The organism is Caballeronia sp. SL1002, from assembly GCF_057814995.1.
The window spans coordinates 429,295-449,217 of sequence record NZ_JBYMUW010000002.1; the positions used below are offsets into that span (position 1 = coordinate 429,295).

The 19,923-nt window shown below is 63.1% G+C and carries 15 protein-coding genes; 8 read left to right on the forward strand and 7 right to left on the reverse strand.

All coding sequences use genetic code 11. The features are described 5' to 3' along the window. Positions 1 to 40 precede the first annotated feature (40 nt). Positions 41 to 1,516, forward strand: a complete 1,476-nt coding sequence (locus AC3D25_RS04860; protein ID WP_488887335.1) for a cobyric acid synthase — start codon at positions 41 to 43, stop codon at positions 1,514 to 1,516. Positions 1,517 to 1,530: 14 nt separating this feature from the next. Here the strand turns inward: AC3D25_RS04860 and AC3D25_RS04865 are convergent, their stop codons facing one another. Continuing rightward, positions 1,531 to 1,950: a PaaI family thioesterase gene (locus tag AC3D25_RS04865; RefSeq protein WP_488887336.1), complete on the reverse strand. Its 420-nt coding sequence runs from the start codon at positions 1,948 to 1,950 to the stop codon at positions 1,531 to 1,533. A gap of 138 nt (positions 1,951 to 2,088) precedes the next feature. Here AC3D25_RS04865 and AC3D25_RS04870 point away from each other — a divergent pair, with 138 nt between their 5' ends. Then, entirely contained in the window at positions 2,089 to 2,724 is a 636-nt protein-coding gene (locus AC3D25_RS04870; protein ID WP_488887337.1) for a ParA family protein, read from the forward strand. A gap of 888 nt (positions 2,725 to 3,612) precedes the next feature. Here AC3D25_RS04870 and panD read toward each other — a convergent pair. The 4 genes from panD to AC3D25_RS04890 all read right to left on the reverse strand — a co-directional run bounded on the left by panD (position 3,613) and on the right by AC3D25_RS04890 (position 6,011). After that, positions 3,613 to 3,999 carry an aspartate 1-decarboxylase gene (gene panD, locus AC3D25_RS04875; protein ID WP_488887338.1) on the reverse strand — a complete coding sequence of 129 codons (387 nt, stop codon included), beginning with the start codon at positions 3,997 to 3,999 and terminating at the stop codon, positions 3,613 to 3,615. 12 nt (positions 4,000 to 4,011) lie between these two features. Next, positions 4,012 to 4,845, reverse strand: a complete 834-nt coding sequence (gene panC / locus AC3D25_RS04880; protein ID WP_488887339.1) for a pantoate--beta-alanine ligase — start codon at positions 4,843 to 4,845, stop codon at positions 4,012 to 4,014. Between the two features lie 81 nt (positions 4,846 to 4,926). Further along, the gene (locus tag AC3D25_RS04885) at positions 4,927 to 5,712 is read right to left on the reverse strand and encodes a segregation and condensation protein A (RefSeq protein ID WP_488889599.1); all 786 of its coding nucleotides are present in this window, start codon (positions 5,710 to 5,712) and stop codon (positions 4,927 to 4,929) included. A 113-nt stretch (positions 5,713 to 5,825) separates the two neighbouring features. Beyond that, a complete protein-coding gene (locus AC3D25_RS04890; RefSeq protein WP_488887340.1) occupies positions 5,826 to 6,011 on the reverse strand; it encodes a DUF3460 family protein in 186 nt (61 codons plus the stop codon). 446 nt (positions 6,012 to 6,457) lie between these two features. Between AC3D25_RS04890 and AC3D25_RS04895 the strand changes: the two genes are divergently transcribed. From AC3D25_RS04895 to AC3D25_RS04905, 3 genes are all read left to right on the forward strand, one after another. Then, positions 6,458 to 8,278 carry an autotransporter assembly complex protein TamA gene (locus AC3D25_RS04895; RefSeq protein ID WP_488887341.1) on the forward strand — a complete coding sequence of 607 codons (1,821 nt, stop codon included), beginning with the start codon at positions 6,458 to 6,460 and terminating at the stop codon, positions 8,276 to 8,278. Positions 8,279 to 8,303: 25 nt separating this feature from the next. Continuing rightward, positions 8,304 to 12,374, forward strand: coding sequence for a translocation/assembly module TamB domain-containing protein (locus AC3D25_RS04900; RefSeq protein ID WP_488887342.1), 4,071 nt, complete (start codon positions 8,304 to 8,306; stop codon positions 12,372 to 12,374). 163 nt (positions 12,375 to 12,537) lie between these two features. Further along, a complete protein-coding gene (locus tag AC3D25_RS04905; RefSeq protein ID WP_488887153.1) occupies positions 12,538 to 13,788 on the forward strand; it encodes an IS256 family transposase in 1,251 nt (416 codons plus the stop codon). 136 nt (positions 13,789 to 13,924) lie between these two features. On the opposite strand, the gene metG is transcribed toward AC3D25_RS04905, so the two are convergent. Together metG and AC3D25_RS04915 are read right to left on the reverse strand one after the other, a co-directional pair. Further along, positions 13,925 to 16,072 (reverse strand): methionine--tRNA ligase, encoded by a 2,148-nt coding sequence (gene metG / locus AC3D25_RS04910; protein WP_488887343.1) that lies wholly within the window; start codon positions 16,070 to 16,072, stop codon positions 13,925 to 13,927. Between the two features lie 356 nt (positions 16,073 to 16,428). After that, positions 16,429 to 17,085: a YiaD family glycine zipper/OmpA-like lipoprotein gene (locus AC3D25_RS04915; RefSeq protein WP_488887344.1), complete on the reverse strand. Its 657-nt coding sequence runs from the start codon at positions 17,083 to 17,085 to the stop codon at positions 16,429 to 16,431. A 296-nt stretch (positions 17,086 to 17,381) separates the two neighbouring features. Here AC3D25_RS04915 and apbC point away from each other — a divergent pair, with 296 nt between their 5' ends. From apbC to dcd, 3 genes are all read left to right on the forward strand, one after another. Further along, positions 17,382 to 18,470, forward strand: a complete 1,089-nt coding sequence (gene apbC / locus AC3D25_RS04920; RefSeq protein WP_488887345.1) for an iron-sulfur cluster carrier protein ApbC — start codon at positions 17,382 to 17,384, stop codon at positions 18,468 to 18,470. Positions 18,471 to 18,603: 133 nt separating this feature from the next. Then, entirely contained in the window at positions 18,604 to 19,137 is a 534-nt protein-coding gene (locus AC3D25_RS04925; RefSeq protein WP_488887346.1) for a superoxide dismutase family protein, read from the forward strand. A 214-nt stretch (positions 19,138 to 19,351) separates the two neighbouring features. After that, on the forward strand, positions 19,352 to 19,921 hold the full coding sequence (gene dcd, locus AC3D25_RS04930; RefSeq protein WP_086972352.1) for a dCTP deaminase: 570 nt from the start codon (positions 19,352 to 19,354) through the stop codon (positions 19,919 to 19,921). The last annotated feature ends 2 nt before the right edge of the window (positions 19,922 to 19,923 follow it).

Genomic DNA, 19,923 nt, shown 5'->3' on the forward strand with positions numbered 1-19,923 from the left:
ATCCAGCCAGTTCGCTTCGTTCACACTGACCAAGAATCCCATGCACTTTGCACCGCGCGGCACGCTGATGATCCAGGGCACGACCTCCGACGCCGGCAAAAGCACGCTAGTGGCCGGACTCGCGCGGCTCGCGCGTCGCGGCGGCGTGCGCGTCGCGCCGTTCAAGCCGCAGAACATGGCGCTCAACAGCGCGGTCACGGTCGATGGCGGCGAGATCGGCCGCGCGCAGGCCTTGCAGGCGATCGCGGCGGGCGTGCCGGCGCAGATCGACTTCAATCCCGTGCTGCTCAAGCCGACCAGCGATCGCGGCGCGCAGGTCATCATCCACGGTCACGCGCACGCCAATCTCGACGCGCGGGCGTATCACGCCTACAAAAGCGTCGCGATGGAGGCCGTGCTTGAGTCGTATGCGCGGCTTCAGGCGAATTTCGACGCGATCATCGTGGAGGGCGCGGGCAGTCCGGCCGAAGTGAACCTGCGCGACCGCGATATCGCCAATATGGGTTTCGCGGAACGGGTCGATTGCCCGGTCGTGCTGGTGGCCGATATCGACCGGGGCGGCGTGTTCGCGCACCTGACCGGCACGCTCGCGTGCCTCTCGGCGAGCGAGCGCGCGCGGGTGCGCGGGTTCGTCATCAACCGGTTTCGCGGCGATCTCGGCCTGTTGCAGCCCGGCCTCGACTGGCTGGAAGCGCAAACGGGCAAGCCGGTGCTCGGCGTCGTGCCGTATCTGCATGGCTTGACGCTCGATGCCGAAGACATGTTGCCCGGCGAGAAGCGCGCGGGCGCGGCGGATGGCGCGACGAACGTGCTGCGCGTGGTCGTGCCGGCGCTGCCGCGTATCAGCAATCACACCGATTTCGACGCGCTGCGGGCGCACGCTCAGGTGGATTTCCAGTACGTGAAGGCGGGCAGTGCGCCGCCGCCGGCGGATTTGATCGTGTTGCCGGGGTCGAAAAACGTGCAGCGCGATCTCGCGTGGCTGCGCGAACATGGCTGGGATCGCGCGATCGAGCGGCATCTGCGCTATGGCGGAAAGGTGCTCGGGATTTGCGGCGGCATGCAGATGCTGGGTAGAACGATCGACGATCCCGACGGTCTGGAAGGCGCGGCGGGCTGTGTCGAAGGTCTCGGTCTGCTCGATCTCGATACCACGCTGACGCCGCACAAGCTGCTCGCTAACGTGTCCGGGCGGCTCGTCATGGACGGCGCGCCGGTGCGCGGTTACGAAATCCACATGGGACGCACGACGGGCGCGGCGCTCGACCATCCGGCGCTCCACCTCGACGACGGCCGTCCGGACGGCGCGGTTTCCGCCGATGGGCAGATCGCCGCGACGTACCTGCACGGCATCTTCGATACACCCGAAGCGCTCGCGGCGCTGCTCGCGTGGGCGGGTCTGGCAGACGCCGAACCGCTCGATTACCCAGCGCTGCGCGAAGCCTCGCTCGACCGGCTGGCCGACACGCTTGCCGCGTCGCTCGATCTGAACGCGATCGCCGCCGCGTTCGCGTGAACGGTCGAGTCGCGTCAGTAGAGGATGATTTGCGTGCAGCGGAAGAGCGCGACGAGCTTGCAGTCCGCGTTCGTGACCGTCGCGTCCCAGACTTGCGTGGTGCGTCCGAGGTGCACGGCGCTTGCCTTCGCGACGATTTTCCCCTCGCGCGCCGTGCCGACGTGGTTGCTTTTCAACTCGACGGTCGTGAAGTTTTTCGCGCCTTCGGGAAGGTGCGCGATGCACGCGTAGCCGCAGCAGGTGTCCGCGAGACCGACGACGCTTGCCGCGTGCAGGAAGCCGTTCGGCGCGAGAAGTTGCTCGCGGATTGGCAATTCGCCGACCAGAATGCCGCTTTCGAGCGACACCAGTTCGACCCCGAGCAGCTCGGGCAGACGGCCGCGCTGGCGTTGGCGCAGGAAATCGAGGGTGACATCGGGACGCAGGGTGGACATGGCGTAAAGATCCTTAGGCTGATCGGGGATATTCCGGCCGGGCCGGTTTTGCCGATATTATCAAGGGCGCGAACGTTCGGACGGGCCGGCGAGCGCATCAGCCCAAGGTAGCGGCAAACCAATTCATCGGGAAACTACATGACGGTCATCGTGGTGGCGAATCCGAAAGGCGGTGTCGGCAAGAGCACGCTTTCGACCAATCTCGCCGGATATTTTGCGTCGAACGGCGAATGGGTCGCGCTCGCCGATCTCGACAAGCAGCAGTCGTCGCGTGCGTGGCTCGACCTGCGTCCGGACACGTTGCCGAAAATCGAAAGCTGGCAGATCGACGTCGATGCGCCCGGAAAGCCGCCGAAAGGACTGGAAAAAGCCGTGGTCGATACCCCGGCGGGCGTGCACGGCAACCGGCTCGCCTTGGCGCTGGGACTCGCCGACAAGGTGATCGTGCCGCTCCAGCCTTCCATGTTCGATATTCTTGCCACGCAGGAGTTTTTGCAGCGGCTGGCGAAGGAGAAGGCTGTGCGGAAGGGGACGATCGAGATTGGCGTGGTGGGGATGCGGGTGGACGCCCGGACGCGTTCGGCTGAACAGTTGCATCGGTTTGTCGAAGGGTTGGACCTGCCGGTGCTCGGGTTTTTGCGCGATACGCAGAATTATGTGCAGCTTGCGGCGCACGGGCTCACGCTTTGGGATATTGCTAAGAGCCGCGCTGAGAAGGATTTGGAGCAGTGGGAGCCGATTTTGGCTTGGGCCGAGGGGGGGGTAGCCGGCTGATCGCGGCTTGGGTGGGGTTTGCTTTTGTTTGCCTGCGCTTTCTGGGAACTTGCTTTCGTGTAGGTTTATTAGCACGCCGCTATGCGCGGCGGCAGTCACTTTCTTTGGCTAGCTGCAAAGAAAGTAACCAAAGAAAGCAGCACGGAATTCGGCGCCGTGGGGGCGACTTCAGGGTGGGTTACACCGTCTGATGTTCGGGCGGTTTCTGGGAACTTGCTTTCGTGTAGGTCTATTAGCACGCCGCTATGCGCGGCGGCAGTCACTTTCTTTGCTGCTGCAAAGAAAGTAACCAAAGAAAGCAGCTTATCCGCCTAAGTGTCCACCTCGAATAACCGAGCGGATAGGCGCGCAAGCTGACTATGGCAACTCGCATTCGTCGGTATTGGCACAGCATCTGTCAGTTCCGTCCTCGCTGCGCTTGGACGTTGGGCATATCTAACAACCGTCGGTTGGTTTGGTTTGGTTTGGTTTTTCCGTTTATGCCGTTCCGGCAGGCACTTTGTGCCTGCGGGGATGGATGAGCGGCTCCACTCTGTTGTATGGTGCGATGGCCGAATCAGCTTGCGCACCACTCCCGGAAACCGTTCGTGGTGGACACTTAGACGGATAAGCTGCTTTCTTTGGTTACTTTCTTTGCAGCAGCAAAGAAAGTGACTGCTGCCGCGCATAGCGGCGTGCTAATAGACCTACACGAAAGCAAGTTCCCAGGAAGGACATGCAAACAAAAACCCGCCCGCGCCAGCAAGACCAACCGCGCCAGCAAAACCAACCCGCGCCAGCAAAACCAACCGGCGCCAGCAAAACCAACCGGCGCCAGCAAAACCAACCGGCGCCAGCAAAACCAACCGGCGCCAGCAAAACCAACCCGCGCCAGCAAAACCAACCCGTCTATGTCCAGCTCTGCGTCGGCACGTACCCCCGGCTCCCCTTAATCCGATTCTTGTCATCGACAAAAACCAACTCCGGCGTCCACCCAGCCTTGAGCTCCACCTCATCCACCTGCGCGAAAGCCGCAATAATCACGAGATCGCCCAACTGCGCGCGCCGCGCCGCCGACCCATTCAGCGAGATCATGCCGCTACCCCGTTCGCCCTTGATCGCGTAAGTCGTCAGACGCTCGCCATTGTTCACGTTCCAGATGTCGATCTGCTCGTTCTCCACCAGGTTCGCGGCTTCCAGCAAGTCTTCGTCGATCGCGCACGAACCTTCGTAGTGAAGCTCGCAATGCGTGACCGTCGCGCGGTGGATTTTCGATTTCAACAGGGTGCGCAGCATGGTCTTGCTCTCTTAAATCTCAAGGTTATCGATAAGCCGCGTCGCGCCGATCTTCGCGGCAGCCAGCACCACGAGCGGCGCTGCGGTGTCCGCCAGGCCTGGCGGCAACAGGTCCGAGCGCTTGCGAATGGCGATGTAGTCGGGCTGCCAGCCGCGCAGCGCAAGCGATTCGACCGCGTCGCGCTCGATCGAGGCGAAATCCCGGCCGCCCGCGAGCACCGCGTCGCGCACGCGATTGAGCGTGGCGGCGAGCACCGGCGCTTCCGCGCGCTCGGCGGCCTGCAGGTAACGGTTGCGCGAACTGAGCGCGAGGCCGTCTTCGCTGCGCACGGTTTCGGCGGCGATCACCTCGGTCGGCAGCGCGAACTGGTGGCACATCTGCCGCACGATCATCAACTGCTGGTAATCCTTCTTGCCGAACACCGCGACGCGCGGCTGCACGCACGACATCAGCTTCATCACGACCGTACACACGCCCTGAAAGAAACCCGGGCGGAACTCGCCTTCGAGGATATCGCCGAGGTTGGTCGGCGGATGCACGCGGTATTGCTGCGGTTCGGGATACAGATCGGCTTCGGTCGGCGCGAACAGCACGTAGACGTTCTCCGATTGCAGCTTTTCGATGTCGTCCGCGAGCGTGCGCGGATATTTTTCGAAGTCCTCGTTCGGGCCGAATTGCAGCCGGTTCACGAAAATACTCGCGACGACCGGGTCGCCGTGCTGGCGCGCGAGGCGCATCAGCGAGAGGTGGCCTTCGTGCAGGTTGCCCATCGTCGGGACGAAGGCGGTACGGTTCTGGCCGCGCAACTGATCGCGCAGTTCATGGATCGAGCTGATGACTTTCATCGAGCGGGTGACTCCTGGCGAAGCGCCACGGCGGGCGGCTTCCACGGATGGATGACAAGGGTGGACAAGGACGCGGCCGTCTCACGCGGGTGAGTAGGCGAGTCTCACGTAGATCGGCGCATACGGCTCGGCCTGAGTGATTTCGATCAGCGATTCGCGCGACAGCTCCAGCATCGCGATGAAGTTGACGACCACCACCGGCACGCCGCGCGAGGTGTCGAAGAGGTCGCAGAACTCCATGAAGCGCGCCGTTTGCAGGCGTCGCAGGATCACGCTCATGTGCTCGCGCACCGAAAGTTCCTCGCGCGAAATCTTGTGATGCTGCACGAGCTTCGCGCGCTTGATGACGTCGGCCCAGGCGGCGCGCAGATCGACGGCATCGACATCGGGGAAACGCTGCGTCGAACTTTGCTCGATATACACCTCGGCGCGCAGAAAATCGCGCCCGAGTTGCGGAATGTGATCGAGCCGTTGCGCCGCGAGCTTCATCTGCTCGTATTCGAGCAGACGGCGCACGAGTTCGGCGCGCGGGTCTTCCGCTTCCTCGCCGGTATCGGCCTTTTTCACCGGCAGCAACATGCGCGACTTGATCTCGATCAGCATCGCGGCCATCAGCAGATATTCGCCGGCGAGTTCGAGATTCGTCTGGCGGATTTGATCGACGTAGCCGAGATACTGCGCGGTGACATCCGCCATCGGAATGTCGAGGACGTTGAAGTTCTGCTTGCGGATCAGGTACAGCAAGAGATCCAGCGGACCTTCGAACGCTTCGAGGAAAATTTCGAGCGCGTCCGGCGGGATGTAAAGGTCGGTCGGCAGCTTCCAGAGCGGCTCGCCATACAGATGCGCGAAAGCGACGCCGTCGATGGTATCGGGCGTCGAATCGTTGGCTGGCCTGGCGAGCGCGGCGGCGCGTTCGTCACGGCCCGGGTGCGCCGGCGGATTTTCCGTCGGCTGGCGCCCGCGAGCGGCGCTCACGCTCAGAAGTTCTGGTAGTAGACGTAGGACGTTTGGCTGACCTTCGACGTCTGCTGCTTGGCGCGCTCGTCGAGGTCGACCGGCTGCTTGTCCCACAGGAGCGCGCGGCCGCGGCGCTGTTCGTCTTCCAGCGACGGCTTTTGCTCTTTCAACTGATTGATGAACTGGGTGATGTCCGACTGGTACATGTTCGACGTCCTTGGGCTTCAGGGGCGCGGCGGCGCGGCCAGGTCAGGCGCGCTCGCGCGGATCGACGTAATTTTACCGCAAGCGCGCCGCGCCGCGCGCATATCGGCCCTTTAGCGCGATACGATTCGGCAGTCGGGTATCGGATGGCGCTTAAAAGGCCCGGAAAATCCCGGAACCCGCGCCGGCCGCGACCGTCCAAGGCGCACGGCCGGTTAAAACACGCGTGCTTTTTTAGCCTCCCGCCACGCTGTGCGAACGGTACTGACAAGCTAACAAGCGCTTGCCTTCTCGCTTCGGGCGAATTGAGGCGGCGCCCCGCGCGGCTGTGGTGAAATAGCGGTCGGCCGAATGCCTGAAATGCTTGAATTGCATCGCCTTGCAGCCGCGAAGCGCTTTTCACCCTTCGATTCCCTTAAATACCCATTTCTTTCGCCGGAGGTCACGTTTGGCGGGGCGTCTTTTTGATCCGTTGCGCGCAGTGCGCCGCGACGCGCCAGGCGTTCGGCGCCTGTCGCCGTCGAGGCTTAGGCGCGTCGTCTGGGCGCTCGGGGCGCTTGGCGCACTCGGGTCGCTCATGGCCGCGCAGCCGGCTTTCGCCAAATACAGCGTCGATGTCGATGCGCCGCGCAGCGTCCGCTCGCTGCTCAAAGATCACCTGGATCTGGCGCGCTTCGCAAAACGCGACGACATCAGCGACGAACAGTTCGAGTTCCTCGTCACCGCGACGCCGCAGGAAGTGCGCGATCTCGTCGCGACCGACGGCTATTTCACGCCCGTCGTTCGGACGGATGTGAAGGTGGAGGACGGCAAGCGCTCGGTCACCGTGAGCGTCGATCCCGGTCCGCAAACCACGGTGGCGTCGGTATCGCTGAACTTCACCGGCCCTGTCACGACCGAGGACCGCAATCAGGAAAACGCCGCGCGCTTCGCGTTTTCGGTGAAGGAGGGCGATCCGTTTTCGCAATCCGCCTGGGACGACGCCAAGAACGCCGCGCTCAAGGTGTTGCGCTCGAAGCGCTATCTGGGCGCGAAGATCGCTCAGTCGAAGGCGCGTGTGAATCCGCGCACGCATATCGTCGATTTGTCGGTGACGTTCGAGAGCGGCCCAACCTTTACGTTCGGCGACCTCGACGTGAGCGGCGTGCGGCGTTATCCGGAAGAAATCATCCGTCACGTGAACCCGATCCACCCGGGCGATATCTACGACGTCGCGCGCGTGAACGAACTCCAGCGCCAGTTGCAGAACACACCGTACTACGCGAGCGTCGCGATCGACGCGGATAACGACGTCGCCAAGCCCGACCGGACGCCGCTCCACCTGAAGGTGAGCGAGTATCCGTACAACAGTGTGCGCTACGGCGTCGGTTACGCGACCGATACCGGCCCGCACATCCAGGGTTCGTACAGCTATCTCGACACTTTCGGCGCGGCGTATCCGTTCACGATTTCCGGGCGCCTCGACCAGACGCAGCAGTACGGCCAGGTTCAGCTTTCGCAGCGTCCCGACGGACGTGGCTGGGTGAACAGCGTGCTCGCGTCGTACACGAACACGAACGTGTCGGACACGCGCATTTATAGCGCGCGCGTGGGCGTGCAGCGCTCGCGCTCGCTGCAGAACATCGACACCACCTACTCGATCCTGTTCTATGCCGACCGGCTGACGCAAAATTCCGGCGAACCGTCGACCAGCCGCGCGCTCGTGCCCGCGTGGCAGTGGATCCGCCGCAATGTCGACGATCCGCTGTTCCCCCGCAGCGGCAACCTGATCCGCGCGGAAGCGGGCTTTGCGGTGAAGGGCCTGCTGACCGACCAGACTTTCGGGCGCATCTATACGAACGTGCTGCAATACCTGCCGATCGGCAAGCGCGACCTGTTCGTGTTCCGCGCCGAACTGGGCGGCGTGTTTACGAGCGGCAGTTCGAACGGCGTGCCGGCGTCGCTGCTGTTTCGCGCGGGCGGATCGAATTCCGTGCGCGGTTATGGCTATCAAAGTATCGGTAACAACGTGGACGGCTCCATCCTGCCGACCAAATATCTCGCGACGGGCAGCGCCGAGTATCAGCACTGGTTCAATCACGACTGGGGCGCGGCGGCGTTTTTCGATATCGGCACGGCCACCGACACCTGGCGCGAGCGCGTGTTCTATCCGGGCGTTGGCGTCGGCGCGCGCTGGCGCAGTCCGGTCGGACCGGTCAACGTCGATGTCGCTTATGGCATGAAGAACCACAGCGTGCGTCCGTATCTGACGCTCGGCATCGCTTTTTAGTATTTTTCTGGACGAATCGAGACGCATGACGGACCCGACAGCCAACCCGGACGCAAACGAGCCGAATTCCCCCGCCGCCGACGCAGCAGGCCGGGAGAATGGTGCGGCCGGCGGCGGTGCGCCCGAAGGTGCGCCGGAAACCAAGCCGCCGAAGAAACGCGGCTGGCGGCGCTACGCGAGCGCGATCGGCAGGACGTTTGCGGTACTTGTGGTGTGTCTCGCGCTCGGCGTGGGGATGCTCGCCTATGCCGTGAAAAGCGAGCGCGGAACGCGCTATGTCTGGCAGGCGGCGGTGTACGTCTTGGGGGGCAGGCTGTCGGGCACGCTCGACGGCGGCGCGATCGCGACCGGCGTCAGCTTGCGAAACGTCCACTGGAAAAGCCTCGACGGTCATGGCACCGATATCGCGGTCGATCGCGTGGCGGGCCGCTGGGAACTGACGCGCGAGCCGTGGCGTTTCACCGTCGATTATCTGCACGTCGGCACGGTCGACGCACGCATCGCGCCGTCGCCGAAAGACAACACGAAGTTCGAATTGCCGAAGGATCTGCGCTTGCCGATCCAGCTCGCGATTCGCGACGTATCGCTCGATCTGCTGCGGCTTCACGACGGCACGGCCGTCACCGAATTCTCGCGTCTGCGCTTTCACGGACGAAGCGACGGGCAACATCACGAAGCCGCCGTCGAGCGTCTCGACACGCCGTTCGGCGCGCTGACCGCGGCGCTCAAGATGGACGGCGGCGCGCGGCCGTTCCCGCTGACGGGCGACGCCGGTTATTCGGGCAAGGTGAGCGGCGAAACCGTGGAAGTGGGCGCGCATCTGACGGGTTCGCTCGAAAATCTCATCGCCGATGTCGATGCGACTGGCCTGAAGCTGAAAGGCCACGCGCGGGTCGAAGCCACGCCATTTGCCGATGTTCCGCTCAAAAGCGCGCAGATTACCGCCGATCACATCAACCCGCAATCGTTCAGCCCGAGCGCGCCATTCGCCGATCTCGCCGTGCGCGCCGAAGTGAAACCCGCGCCGGGCGATCCTAAAAAGCCGTCAGCGCTGGTCGTGACGGGGCCGGTCTCGATCGTCAATGCAAAGCCCGGTTCGATCGACCAGCAGTTGCTGCCGCTGATCGACGCCCGCGCCGACGTGCGGCTGGATGCATCGGCGCAAACCATCAGCGGTCTCACCGTGCGGCTGGTCAAGGACGCGACCGTTACCGGCGGCGGCACGATCAAGGGCAATCTCGGCGAATTCGACCTGAAAGTCGCGAAGCTCGACCTCAACGCGATTCAATCAAGCATACGGCCGACGCAGTTCAGCGGGCCCGTCGCCGTGTCGCTCGCGGGCGACACGCAAACCGTCACCGTCGATCTCGACGACCCGAAAGCCGCGATCCGCGCGCAAGGCAAGATTCGCCTCGACGCAAAGCAGACGAGCTTCGACGGCGTGAAGCTCACGGCGGGCAAAGGCCGCGTCGAACTGAACGGCGCGCTGAAAAAGGACGTTAATTCGAGCTACGACCTGAAAGCCAGGTTCGTCGATTTCAATCCGTTGTTGCTTACCGAAACGAAGCCCGCCGCGCCGGTGAAGGGCAAGAACGCGGCCCCGGCGCGCGTGATCGTCGCGCGCGTCAACGGCGAACTCGCCGCGACCGGCCAGCTCGCGCCGACGCTGACCGCGAAGGCGCGCTTCACGCTCGGCGAAAGCGAATACGACAATTTGCCGCTGACCGGCGCGGGCAACGTGCAGATCGTCGGCACGCGCATCCTGCCGAGCACCGCGAAGCTTTCGGTCGCGGGTAATGACGTCGATCTGAACGGCAGCTTCGGCGCGCCGGGTGATCGGCTGCGCTTTCGCGTCGATGCGCCTGAACTCGCGCGGCTCGGTTTCGGGCTGGAAGGGCTCGTCAAGGCGGACGGCGACGTGACGGGTTCGTTCGCGCATCCGAACGTCGCGGCGAATTATCAGGCCGACGGCGTCGTGTTCGGCGCGAACCGCGCGGGCCATGCGGAGGGCCGCGTGGAGTTGCGCGACGGCGCGAACGGCGCGCTGGTTGCGACCATCGCGGCGCGCGACGTGGCGACCGAAGGCGTCGATCTCACGACGCTCGACGCCAATCTGTCCGGCACGCGTGCGCGCCACACGCTGGAGGCGAGCGCCGCCGGCAAGGTGCGCGGCGAAGCGGTGAATGTGGTGTTGTCGGCGAACGGCCGGCTCACCGACGCCCGCGACGGCACGCACTGGGACGGCACCGTCACGCGGCTGTCGAACAAGGGCACGCCCAACCTGAATCTCGACGCGCCGCTCACCGTGAGTTACGCGCCGGATCGCGTGGTGCTGGGCGCGTCGCGGCTGTCGGCGGAAGGCGCCGTGCTCGATTTGCGCGGCTTCTCGTTCGACCATGGGCGCATCAGTTCGGCGGGTCGTTTGACGGGAATTTCGGTGCCTCGGCTGCAGGAAATCCGCCGCGAAATCACCGGGGTCGAGCCGACGTTCAGGACCGATCTCGTCTTCGATGGCGACTGGGACTTCGCGCTCGGCGCAACCGCGACGGGCTACGTGCAGCTCAAGCGACGCAGCGGCGATCTCAGCATCGACGCCGCGCGGGGCGTGGCCGCGCTTGGCATCACCGATATATCCGCGCGCGCCGAATTCACCGGCGGCAACCGGCTGAACGCGACCTTGCACGCGCAGGCTAACCGGATCGGCGTGATCGACGCCAACGTGCACACGCCGCTCGTCGCCCGCGACGGCATTCTGACGGTCGCCGACGAATCGCCGTTGACCGGCGGGATCGACGCGAACGTTCCGGCGCTGCGCACGACCGGCGGCCTGTTCGGGCCGACCTATCTGCTCGGCGGCCATCTCGCGCTCAAGCTCGCGATTGCCGGCGTGGTCGCGAAGCCGACGCTCACCGGCAATCTCACCGGCGACGAAATCTCGGCCACGCTCGTCGATCAGGGCGTGCAGTTGAAGGACGGCGTGATCCGCGTGGCGCTGTCCGAGAATCTCGTCGATTTCCAGAAGGTCGAGTTTCATGGCGCGAGCGGCACATTGCGCGCCGAGGGCCGCGTCCGGCTCGATCAGGACGAGCCGGATCTGACCGCGAGCATCGTCGCGGACAAGCTCGAACTGTTCGCGTCGCCGGACCGCCAGTTGTCGTTGTCGGGCAGCGCGAGCGTGGCGAACGCGGGCGTGCGCGGCGGCATGGCGATCAACGGCAAGTTCACCGTCGACCACGCGTTGTTCGATCTGCCGGAGAAATCCGCGCCGTCGCTCGGCGACGACGTGGTGATCGTGCGTGCCGACGGAACGGTGAAAGGCGAGGGCAAGGAAGCCGTGCCGGGCAGCGAAAAGCCGATCGGACCGTTCGCGCCGCGCGCGAATGTCGATATCGATCTGGGCCAGAAATTCCGTTTCCGTGGACAGGGCGCGGACCTCGGACTCGCCGGTACGATCACGGCGATGAGCGCGCCGAACATGCCGCTGCGCGCGATCGGCAATGTGCGCGTGACGCCCGGTTCGACCTACACGGCGTTTGGCAGGAAGCTCGGTATCGAGAATGGATTCTTTACGTTTAACGGACCGGTGGCGAATCCGGGCATCAACATTCTCGCGATGCGACGCAATCAGGAGATCGAGGCGGGCGTGCAGGTGACGGGCACGGTGCAGTCGCCGAACGCGAAGCTCGTGTCCGAGCCGAACGTGCCGGATAACGAAAAGCTCTCATGGCTGCTGTTCGGCCACGGCACCGATCAGGGCAACAACATCGGCCAGCAAAGCGCGATGACGAACGCGCTGGCGTTGCTCGGGAGCGCGAGCGGCAAGCGGATTGCGCAGACGTTCGGACTGGACGAATTCTCGATCGGGACGAGTGAGGTTGGCTTGACCGACCCGCAGGTGGTGATGATCTCGAAGGCGATCAACGAGCGGCTTGTGATCGGGTATGAGCAGGGTTTGCAGTCTGCTAGCAACGCGATCAAGGCGACCGTGAACTTGTCGCGGTTCTGGTCGGTGGCCGCGTATGGGGGCACTTTCCAAGGGATGGACCTTTTGTATACGCGGCGGTTTGATTCTTGGTCGAGGAGGGGGAATCCATAGGGGGTTTCCGGGTTGCTGGCGCCCTGGGTTTTGTTTGCCTGTGGTTTGGGGAAGTTTGCTCGGACGGTTTGGTTTGCTGGCGCCTTTTGCTTTTGTTTGGAGGGTGTAATTAGTTTTGTGTAAACGGTCATTTGGCAGGAGACTGCCTGTAACAGGAGCGACGATGACCGTAGCCAAACGCAACAAACGTGCGAAACCCGATCCTGAACTCGTCAAGCTGGCGGACAGGTTGCTGGCGAATTACCAGAAACCCGAGGACCTGGTTGGCGAGAACGGCCTGCTCAAGCAGCTCACCAAGATGCTGGTTGAGCGGGCGCTGGAGACCGAGATGTCCGAGCATCTGGGGCACGGCAAGAGCGAGACCGTCACCAACGCCACGGGAAACACCCGTAACGGTCACAGCGCCAAGACGTTGCAGGGTGAGTTCGGCGAACTACCGCTCGATATCCCGCGTGATCGTCAAGGCGCGTTCGAGCCGAAGCTGGTAGAACGCCATCAGACCCGCTGGTCGGGCTTCGACGACAAGATCATCTCCCTGTACGCACGGGGCCTGAGCGTGCGTGAGATTCAGGGGCATCTGGAAGAGATGTACGGCACCGAAGTGTCGCCCACGCTGATCTCCGCGGTGACCGACGCGGTCAGCGAGGAGGTGAAGCTCTGGCAAGCTCGCCCACTCGACGCGCTGTACCCCATCATTTATCTCGACTGCATCCACGTCAAGGTGCGCGACAGCGGTGCGGTGCGGACTAAGGCGGTCTATCTGGCCATTGGTGTGAACATGGACGGCCACAAGGAAGTGCTGGGACTGTGGATCGCCCAGACCGAGGGGGCGAAGTTCTGGCTGCAGGTGGTCACCGAGTTAAAAACACGCGGCGTGCAGGACATTTTTATCGCCTGCGTCGATGGGCTCAAAGGCTTTCCCGAAGCCATTGAAGCGGTCTATCCGAAAGCAGCCGTGCAGCTTTGCATCGTGCACATGGTGCGCAACTGCCTGAACTTCGTGTCGTGGAAAGTGCAGCGCGAAGTTGCCGCCGATCTGAAGATGATCTACACATCAACGACAGTCGAACTGGCCATGCAAATGCTCGAAGCGTTCGAGGCCAAGTGGGACAAGGACTATCCGTCAATCGGGCAGAGTTGGCGGCGCAACTGGGCACGCGTCGTTCCATTCTTCGACTATCCGCCGGAAATCCGCAAAGTGATCTATACGACCAACGCCATTGAATCGATCAACATGAGCCTGCGCAAGGTGATCAAGACCCGCAGCTCGTTTCCGACCGACGACGCCGTGACCAAGCTGTTTTACCTGGCGCTGAACAACATCAGCAAGAACTGGACGATGCCAATCCGCGATTGGAAGGCAGCTTTGAACCGCTTTACTATCCAGTTCGAGGACAGGCTGATGCCCCGTTAAACCACAACCTGTTTACACAAAATTCGGGACACCCCCTTTGTTTGCCTGCGCTTTCGGCCCAACAACAACCCGCCCAAGCCATAAAAAAGGCACGCCTTCGCGTGCCTCTCCTTGCCGGCGATAAGCCAAAAACCCCTTACTTCACCCGCATCCCCGGCCTAGCCCCACTATTCGGCTCAAGAATATACAACCCCGGCTCGGCCTTCTCGTCCGTCGCGGAAGCGGCCAAAACCATCCCTTCCGACAACCCGAACTTCATCTTGCGCGGCGCAAGATTCACGACCATCACCGTCAATTTGCCGATCAGATCCTGCGGCTGATACGCCGACTTGATGCCGGAAAACACGTTGCGCGTCTTGTCCTCGCCGATATCGAGCGTCAGTTGCAACAACTTGTCCGATCCTTCGACCGCCTTGCAATCCACAATCCTTGCGATCCGCAGATCGACCTTCGCGAAATCGTCGATGGAAATCGAGCCCGGTTGTTCCGCCGACACGTCCTTCTTCGCCTTCTTCGCCGAAGAAACCGCCGCCACCGCCGCCGCCGCCGCGCCTTCCGCCCCCGGCTGCAACGTCTCGCGATTCGCCGCGAGCAACGCGTCGATCTGCTTCGGATCGACGCGCGTCATCAAATGCTTGTACGCGTTGATCGGCTGCGCGGACGACAACGGCGTGCCAACGTTCGCCCAGGTCAGCGGCGCGATGCCGAGGAAGCCCTCGACCGCCTCCGCGAGCGTCGGCAAAACCGGCTTCAGCGCGAGTGATAACAGCCGGAACGCTTCCAGGCTCACGCTGCACGTTTCGTGCAGCGCGACGGCATTCGCCGGATCCTTCGCCTGATCCCACGGCTTGGACGTATCGACGTAGGCGTTCACGGCATCCGCGAGTTCCATCGTCGTGCGCAGCGCGCGGCTGTATTCGCGCGACTCGTAAAGACCGGCGATCACCGGCAGCGCCGCGCGCAACTGATCCAGCAGCGGATGGTTCATCGCGCTGTCCTGCACGCGGCCTTCGAAGCGCTTGATCAGGAACCCGGCGGCGCGGCTCGCGATATTCACATACTTGCCGACGAGATCGCTGTTCACGCGCGCCTGGAAATCGTCCAGATTCAGGTCGATATCTTCCATCGTGTTGTTCAGCTTCGCGGCGAAGTAGTAGCGCAGCCACTCGGGATTGATCCCGGTGTCGATCACGCTCTGCGCCGTGATGAACGTGCCGCGCGACTTCGACATCTTCGCGCCGTCGACGGTCAAAAAGCCGTGCGCGAACACGTTGGTCGGCGTGCGATGGCCGGAAAACTGCAGCATCGCGGGCCAGAACAGCGTGTGGAAATACAGGATGTCCTTGCCGATGAAGTGGTATTGCTCGGTCGTCGAATCCGGCTTGATCCATTCCGCGAAGTCGAGCCCGCGCGCGTCGGCGAGTTGCTTGAAGCTCGCGTAATAACCGACCGGCGCATCCACCCACACGTAAAAATACTTGCCCGGCGCGCCCGGAATCTCGAAGCCGAAGTACGGCGCATCGCGGGAAATATCCCAGTCGGCGAGCTTGGCGTCGCCTTTTTCGCCGAGCCATTCGCGCATCTTGTTGGTCGCTTCGGCTTGGGCGAGGCCGCTCACCCAGGTGCGCAGGAAATCTTCGCAGCGCGGGTCGGAGAGGCGGAAAAAGTAATGCGTGGAGGTTTTTTTGATCGGCGTGGCGCCGGACACCACCGAGTACGGATTCACGAGGTCGGTCGGCAGATAGGTCGAGCCGCAGACTTCGCAGTTGTCGCCGTACTGATCCTTCGCGCCGCATTTCGGACACTCGCCCTTGATGAAACGGTCCGGCAGGAACATTTCCTTCACCGGGTCGTACGCCTGCTCGATATCGCGGGCGTCGATCAGCCCCGCCCGTTGCAGCGACTGGTAAATCGACTCGCACAGGACGCGGTTTTCGTCGGCGTCGGTGGAGTAATAGTTGTCGAAGGAAATGCCGAAGCTATCGAAATCGCGCTTGTGTTCGGTCCACACGCGGTCGATCAGTTGCTTTGGCGTGATGCCTTCCTTCTCGGCGCGCAGCATGATCGGCGTGCCGTGTGTGTCGTCGGCGCCGACGTAGTAGACCTCGTGACCGTGCATGCGCAACGCCCGCACCCAGATATCCGTCTGGATGTATTCGACCATATGGCCGATATGAATCTGGCCGTTCGCGTACGGAAGCGCGGACGTGACGAGAATCCGGCGGCGGCCGGCGGTGGCCGGGGCGCTCGCGTGAGGCGTGGGGGCGGTGATCGGTGCTGACATAAAGGCGCGGGCCTGCGGAATGGGTTGCGATGAATGCGTGAAAAGCGGAATCACGATTCTAGCAGGGGAGCGCGTTTGGACGTGTTGGCCGCGAGGAGCGGCGCGCTTGGCGGCGGGGTTCGGACGAACCGGTCAGTCGAAGAACGGCGAAAAAAAGGCGAAAAAAAACCGGGGCGTAAGCGGGCCCCGGAGCAACAACGACAAGAGGAGAATGGTAAGCAGCGGCATCGCCAGCCACCTACCGTTAATACAGACACGCGGCATCGGCCCAAAGTTTCAAATTTTTTTCGTCTCGATGAACCTGGGCAGTTTCGACATGCGCGACTGCGGCTAATTCTCCTTTTAAATCAATCGCCTTACTGAGCCTGACCCGGCTGCGCGGTCGCGCGCAGATAGATTTCGACGCGGCGATTCTGGGCGCGGCCCGCTTCCGTCGCGTTGTCGGCGATCGGCTGCGTCTGACCCAATCCTTGCGCCGACAGACGTTGTCCCGCCACGCCATGTCCGGCCAGATACGACGCCACGCTCTGCGCGCGGTTCTGCGACAAAGTCTGGTTGTAGGCCGGCTGGCCCGTGCTGTCCGTATGGCCGACCACCTGCGCGATCAGTTCCGGATGCTGCGTGAGCGTTTGCGACACTTCGTTCAGAACCGGCGCGAAGGTCGGCTTGATGGCGTAGCTGTTGGTGTCGAAGGAGATCGAGTTCGGAATATTCACTTTCAGCGAACCGTCTTGCTGCTCGGTCACTTGCGTGCCCGTGCCGGCCGTTGCGCCCGAGAGCTTGCCCTTGATGGCCTGCCAGTTGTATCCCGTGATGCCGCCGACCGCCGCGCCGACGCCCGCGCCGATCGCCGCGCCCTTGCCGCCGCCGAAAATCGCGCCGAGGCCCGCACCTGTGGCCGCGCCGACACCCGTGCCGACGGCCGCATTGTTACCTTGCTGGGTCGCACAGCCCGTGACGAGTGCTCCGGCCACGGCAAAAACGGACAAGCGGGTCAACAATTTTGCGTTCATTTTCAAATTTCTCCAGAATTTCACTTCGATCTAAGCAACCGTGCTGCCGACAGCGCAGGAGGGCTTTACAGCGTGCCTCCATCGCAGACACTACAATATCGGGATGGCAGCGCGCCGGTTTTCGGCTTTGCCCCCGCTCATATTGCTGCGCCGGATAGTGCAATGCGGCGAAGCCCGCGCGCAACGCCACGCAACAATTCCTTTCAAATTTTTCGTTTAAGCGTTGAGTGCCGATTCCCGGGTTTTACGAGACCCGGATTCGAACGCCATCGCAACAAGCGTTCCACGGAGTTTCGATGAGTATTGACCGCGCCCAGATCGACGCCGCGCTCGCCGCGTTGACCGATCCCAACACGGGCCGCACGTTTGCGGACACGAAGAGCATCCGGCAGGTCACGGTCGAAGGCGGCAAGGTCGCGCTCGCCGTCGTGCTGGCTTATCCGGCGAAAAGCCAGTTCGCGGCGATCCGCACGCAGTTCGACACGGCGCTGCGCCAGGTCGCGGGCGTGACGGACGTGCAGATCGACGTATCGTCGCAGGTCGTCGCGCACGCGGTGCAGCGCGGCGTGAAGTTGCTGCCGAACGTGAAGAACATCATCGCGGTCGCGTCGGGCAAGGGCGGCGTCGGCAAAAGCACGACGGCTACCAATCTCGCGCTCGCGCTCGCCGCGGAAGGCGCGTCGGTCGGCATGCTCGACGCCGATATCTACGGCCCGTCGCTGCCCATGATGCTCGGCATCAGCGGCCGTCCGGAGTCGCCCGACAACCAGTCGATGAACCCGCTGACCGGCCACGGCATTCAGGCCAACTCGATCGGCTTTCTGATCGAGCAGGACAATCCGATGGTGTGGCGCGGCCCGATGGTCACGTCCGCGCTCGAACAGTTGCTGCGTCAGACCAACTGGAAGGATCTCGATTACCTGGTGGTGGACATGCCGCCCGGCACCGGCGACATTCAGTTGACGCTGTCGCAGAAAGTGCCCGTGACGGGCGCGGTGATCGTGACGACGCCGCAGGATATCGCGCTGCTCGACGCGAAGAAGGGCCTCAAGATGTTCGAAAAGGTCGGCATTCCGATCCTCGGCATCGTGGAGAACATGAGCACGCATATCTGCTCGAATTGCGGCCACGAGGAACACATTTTCGGCGCGGGCGGCGGCGAGCGGATGGCGAAGGAATACGGCGTGAACGTGCTCGGCCATTTGCCGCTCGACATCGCGATCCGCGAGCAGACCGACGCGGGAACGCCGACCGTCGTCTCCGATCCCGACGGCAAGATCGCGGCGACGTATCGCGAGATCGCGCGCAAGGTGGCTGTCGCGATTGCCGAGCGTCAGCGCGACATGACGTCGAAATTCCCGAGCATCGTGGTGCAGAACACCTGAGCGACGCTTGGGCACGCCCGGTTCACAACGTCGCGCGAGCCTTCTGGCGCGGCGGTCCGCTGTATCATGTCGGCTTCGATTGGTGCGGCCGCGCGGACACATCGGGTGTGCGCGGGTTCGCCAAAGGGATCGCATGAGACAAAGATTCGACGGGCGGGCGGTGCTTGCCCTGATCGGCCTGACGGCTGCCAGCATGCTGCTCGGCGGCTGCGGCATTCTGTTCCAGGATCACGAAAAGCGCGCCGACGCGCTGCTGCAGAGCGCACCGGGCGCAACGGCGCGCGGGCTCGTCACGTTTATCGAGCGGGCGGACGGCGTGCAGGTGACCTACAACCTGTCCGGCATGCCGCCGAATAGCGAGCACGCGCTGCAGGTTCACGAGCGCGGCGACTGCATCGTCGCCGGTCAGGAGGACACGGGCGCCGTGTTCGCGCCCGCGCTGGACCGCCGTAAATACAGTTCGCGCATGGACGGCGATCTCGCCAACATCCGCGCCGATGCGAACGGTTCGGCCACCGGGTTTATCGTCGCGCCGGAACTGTCGCTCGACGGCGTGCGCTCGGTCGTGTCGCGCGCGATCGTGCTGCATCGCGATGGGTCCGATCCCTACGCGAGCGTGCCGCACGGCGCGGGTCCGGCGCTCGCGTGCGGCGTCATCAAACCGTAATCGCGACGCGCGCGGCAATGCCGTCGGCGCTGTCGCCGTCCCTTCCGCCGTCCCTTCCGCCTTCTCTTCTGATTTGCATTTCCCGTTCAAGTAAAATACGCCCTTTCGTTTGGCCGGCCGTGCATCGAATGTGTTTCGAGCCTGCGCTGCCCGCCACGCCCGTTTAAAGCACGGCGCCGGAGTTGCGCCGTCAACCGCTTAAGGTAGCGTCACTATGAGCATCAAGTCCGACAAGTGGATCCGGCGCATGGCCGAAGAACACAAGATGATCGAGCCGTTCGTGCGCGATCAGGTGCGTGTCACCGAAGACGGCCGCAAGATCGTGTCCTACGGCACGTCGAGTTACGGCTACGACATTCGCGTCGCCGACGAATTCAAGATCTTCACCAACATCAATTCGACCATCGTCGATCCCAAGAACTTCGACGAAAAATCGTTCGTTGATTTCAAGGGCGATGTCTGCATCATTCCGCCGAATTCGTTCGCGCTCGCGCGCACGGTCGAGTATTTCCGCATTCCGCGCTCGTGCCTGACGGTGTGTCTCGGCAAGAGCACGTACGCGCGTTGCGGGATCATTGTGAACGTGACGCCGTTCGAACCGGAATGGGAAGGTTATGTGACACTGGAATTCTCGAATACGACACCGTTGCCTGCGAAGATCTACGCTAACGAAGGCGTGGCGCAGGTGCTGTTTTTCGAGAGCGACGAAATCTGCGAGACGTCCTACGCGGATCGCGGCGGCAAATATCAGGGGCAGCACGGCGTGACGTTGCCGAAGACCTGAGC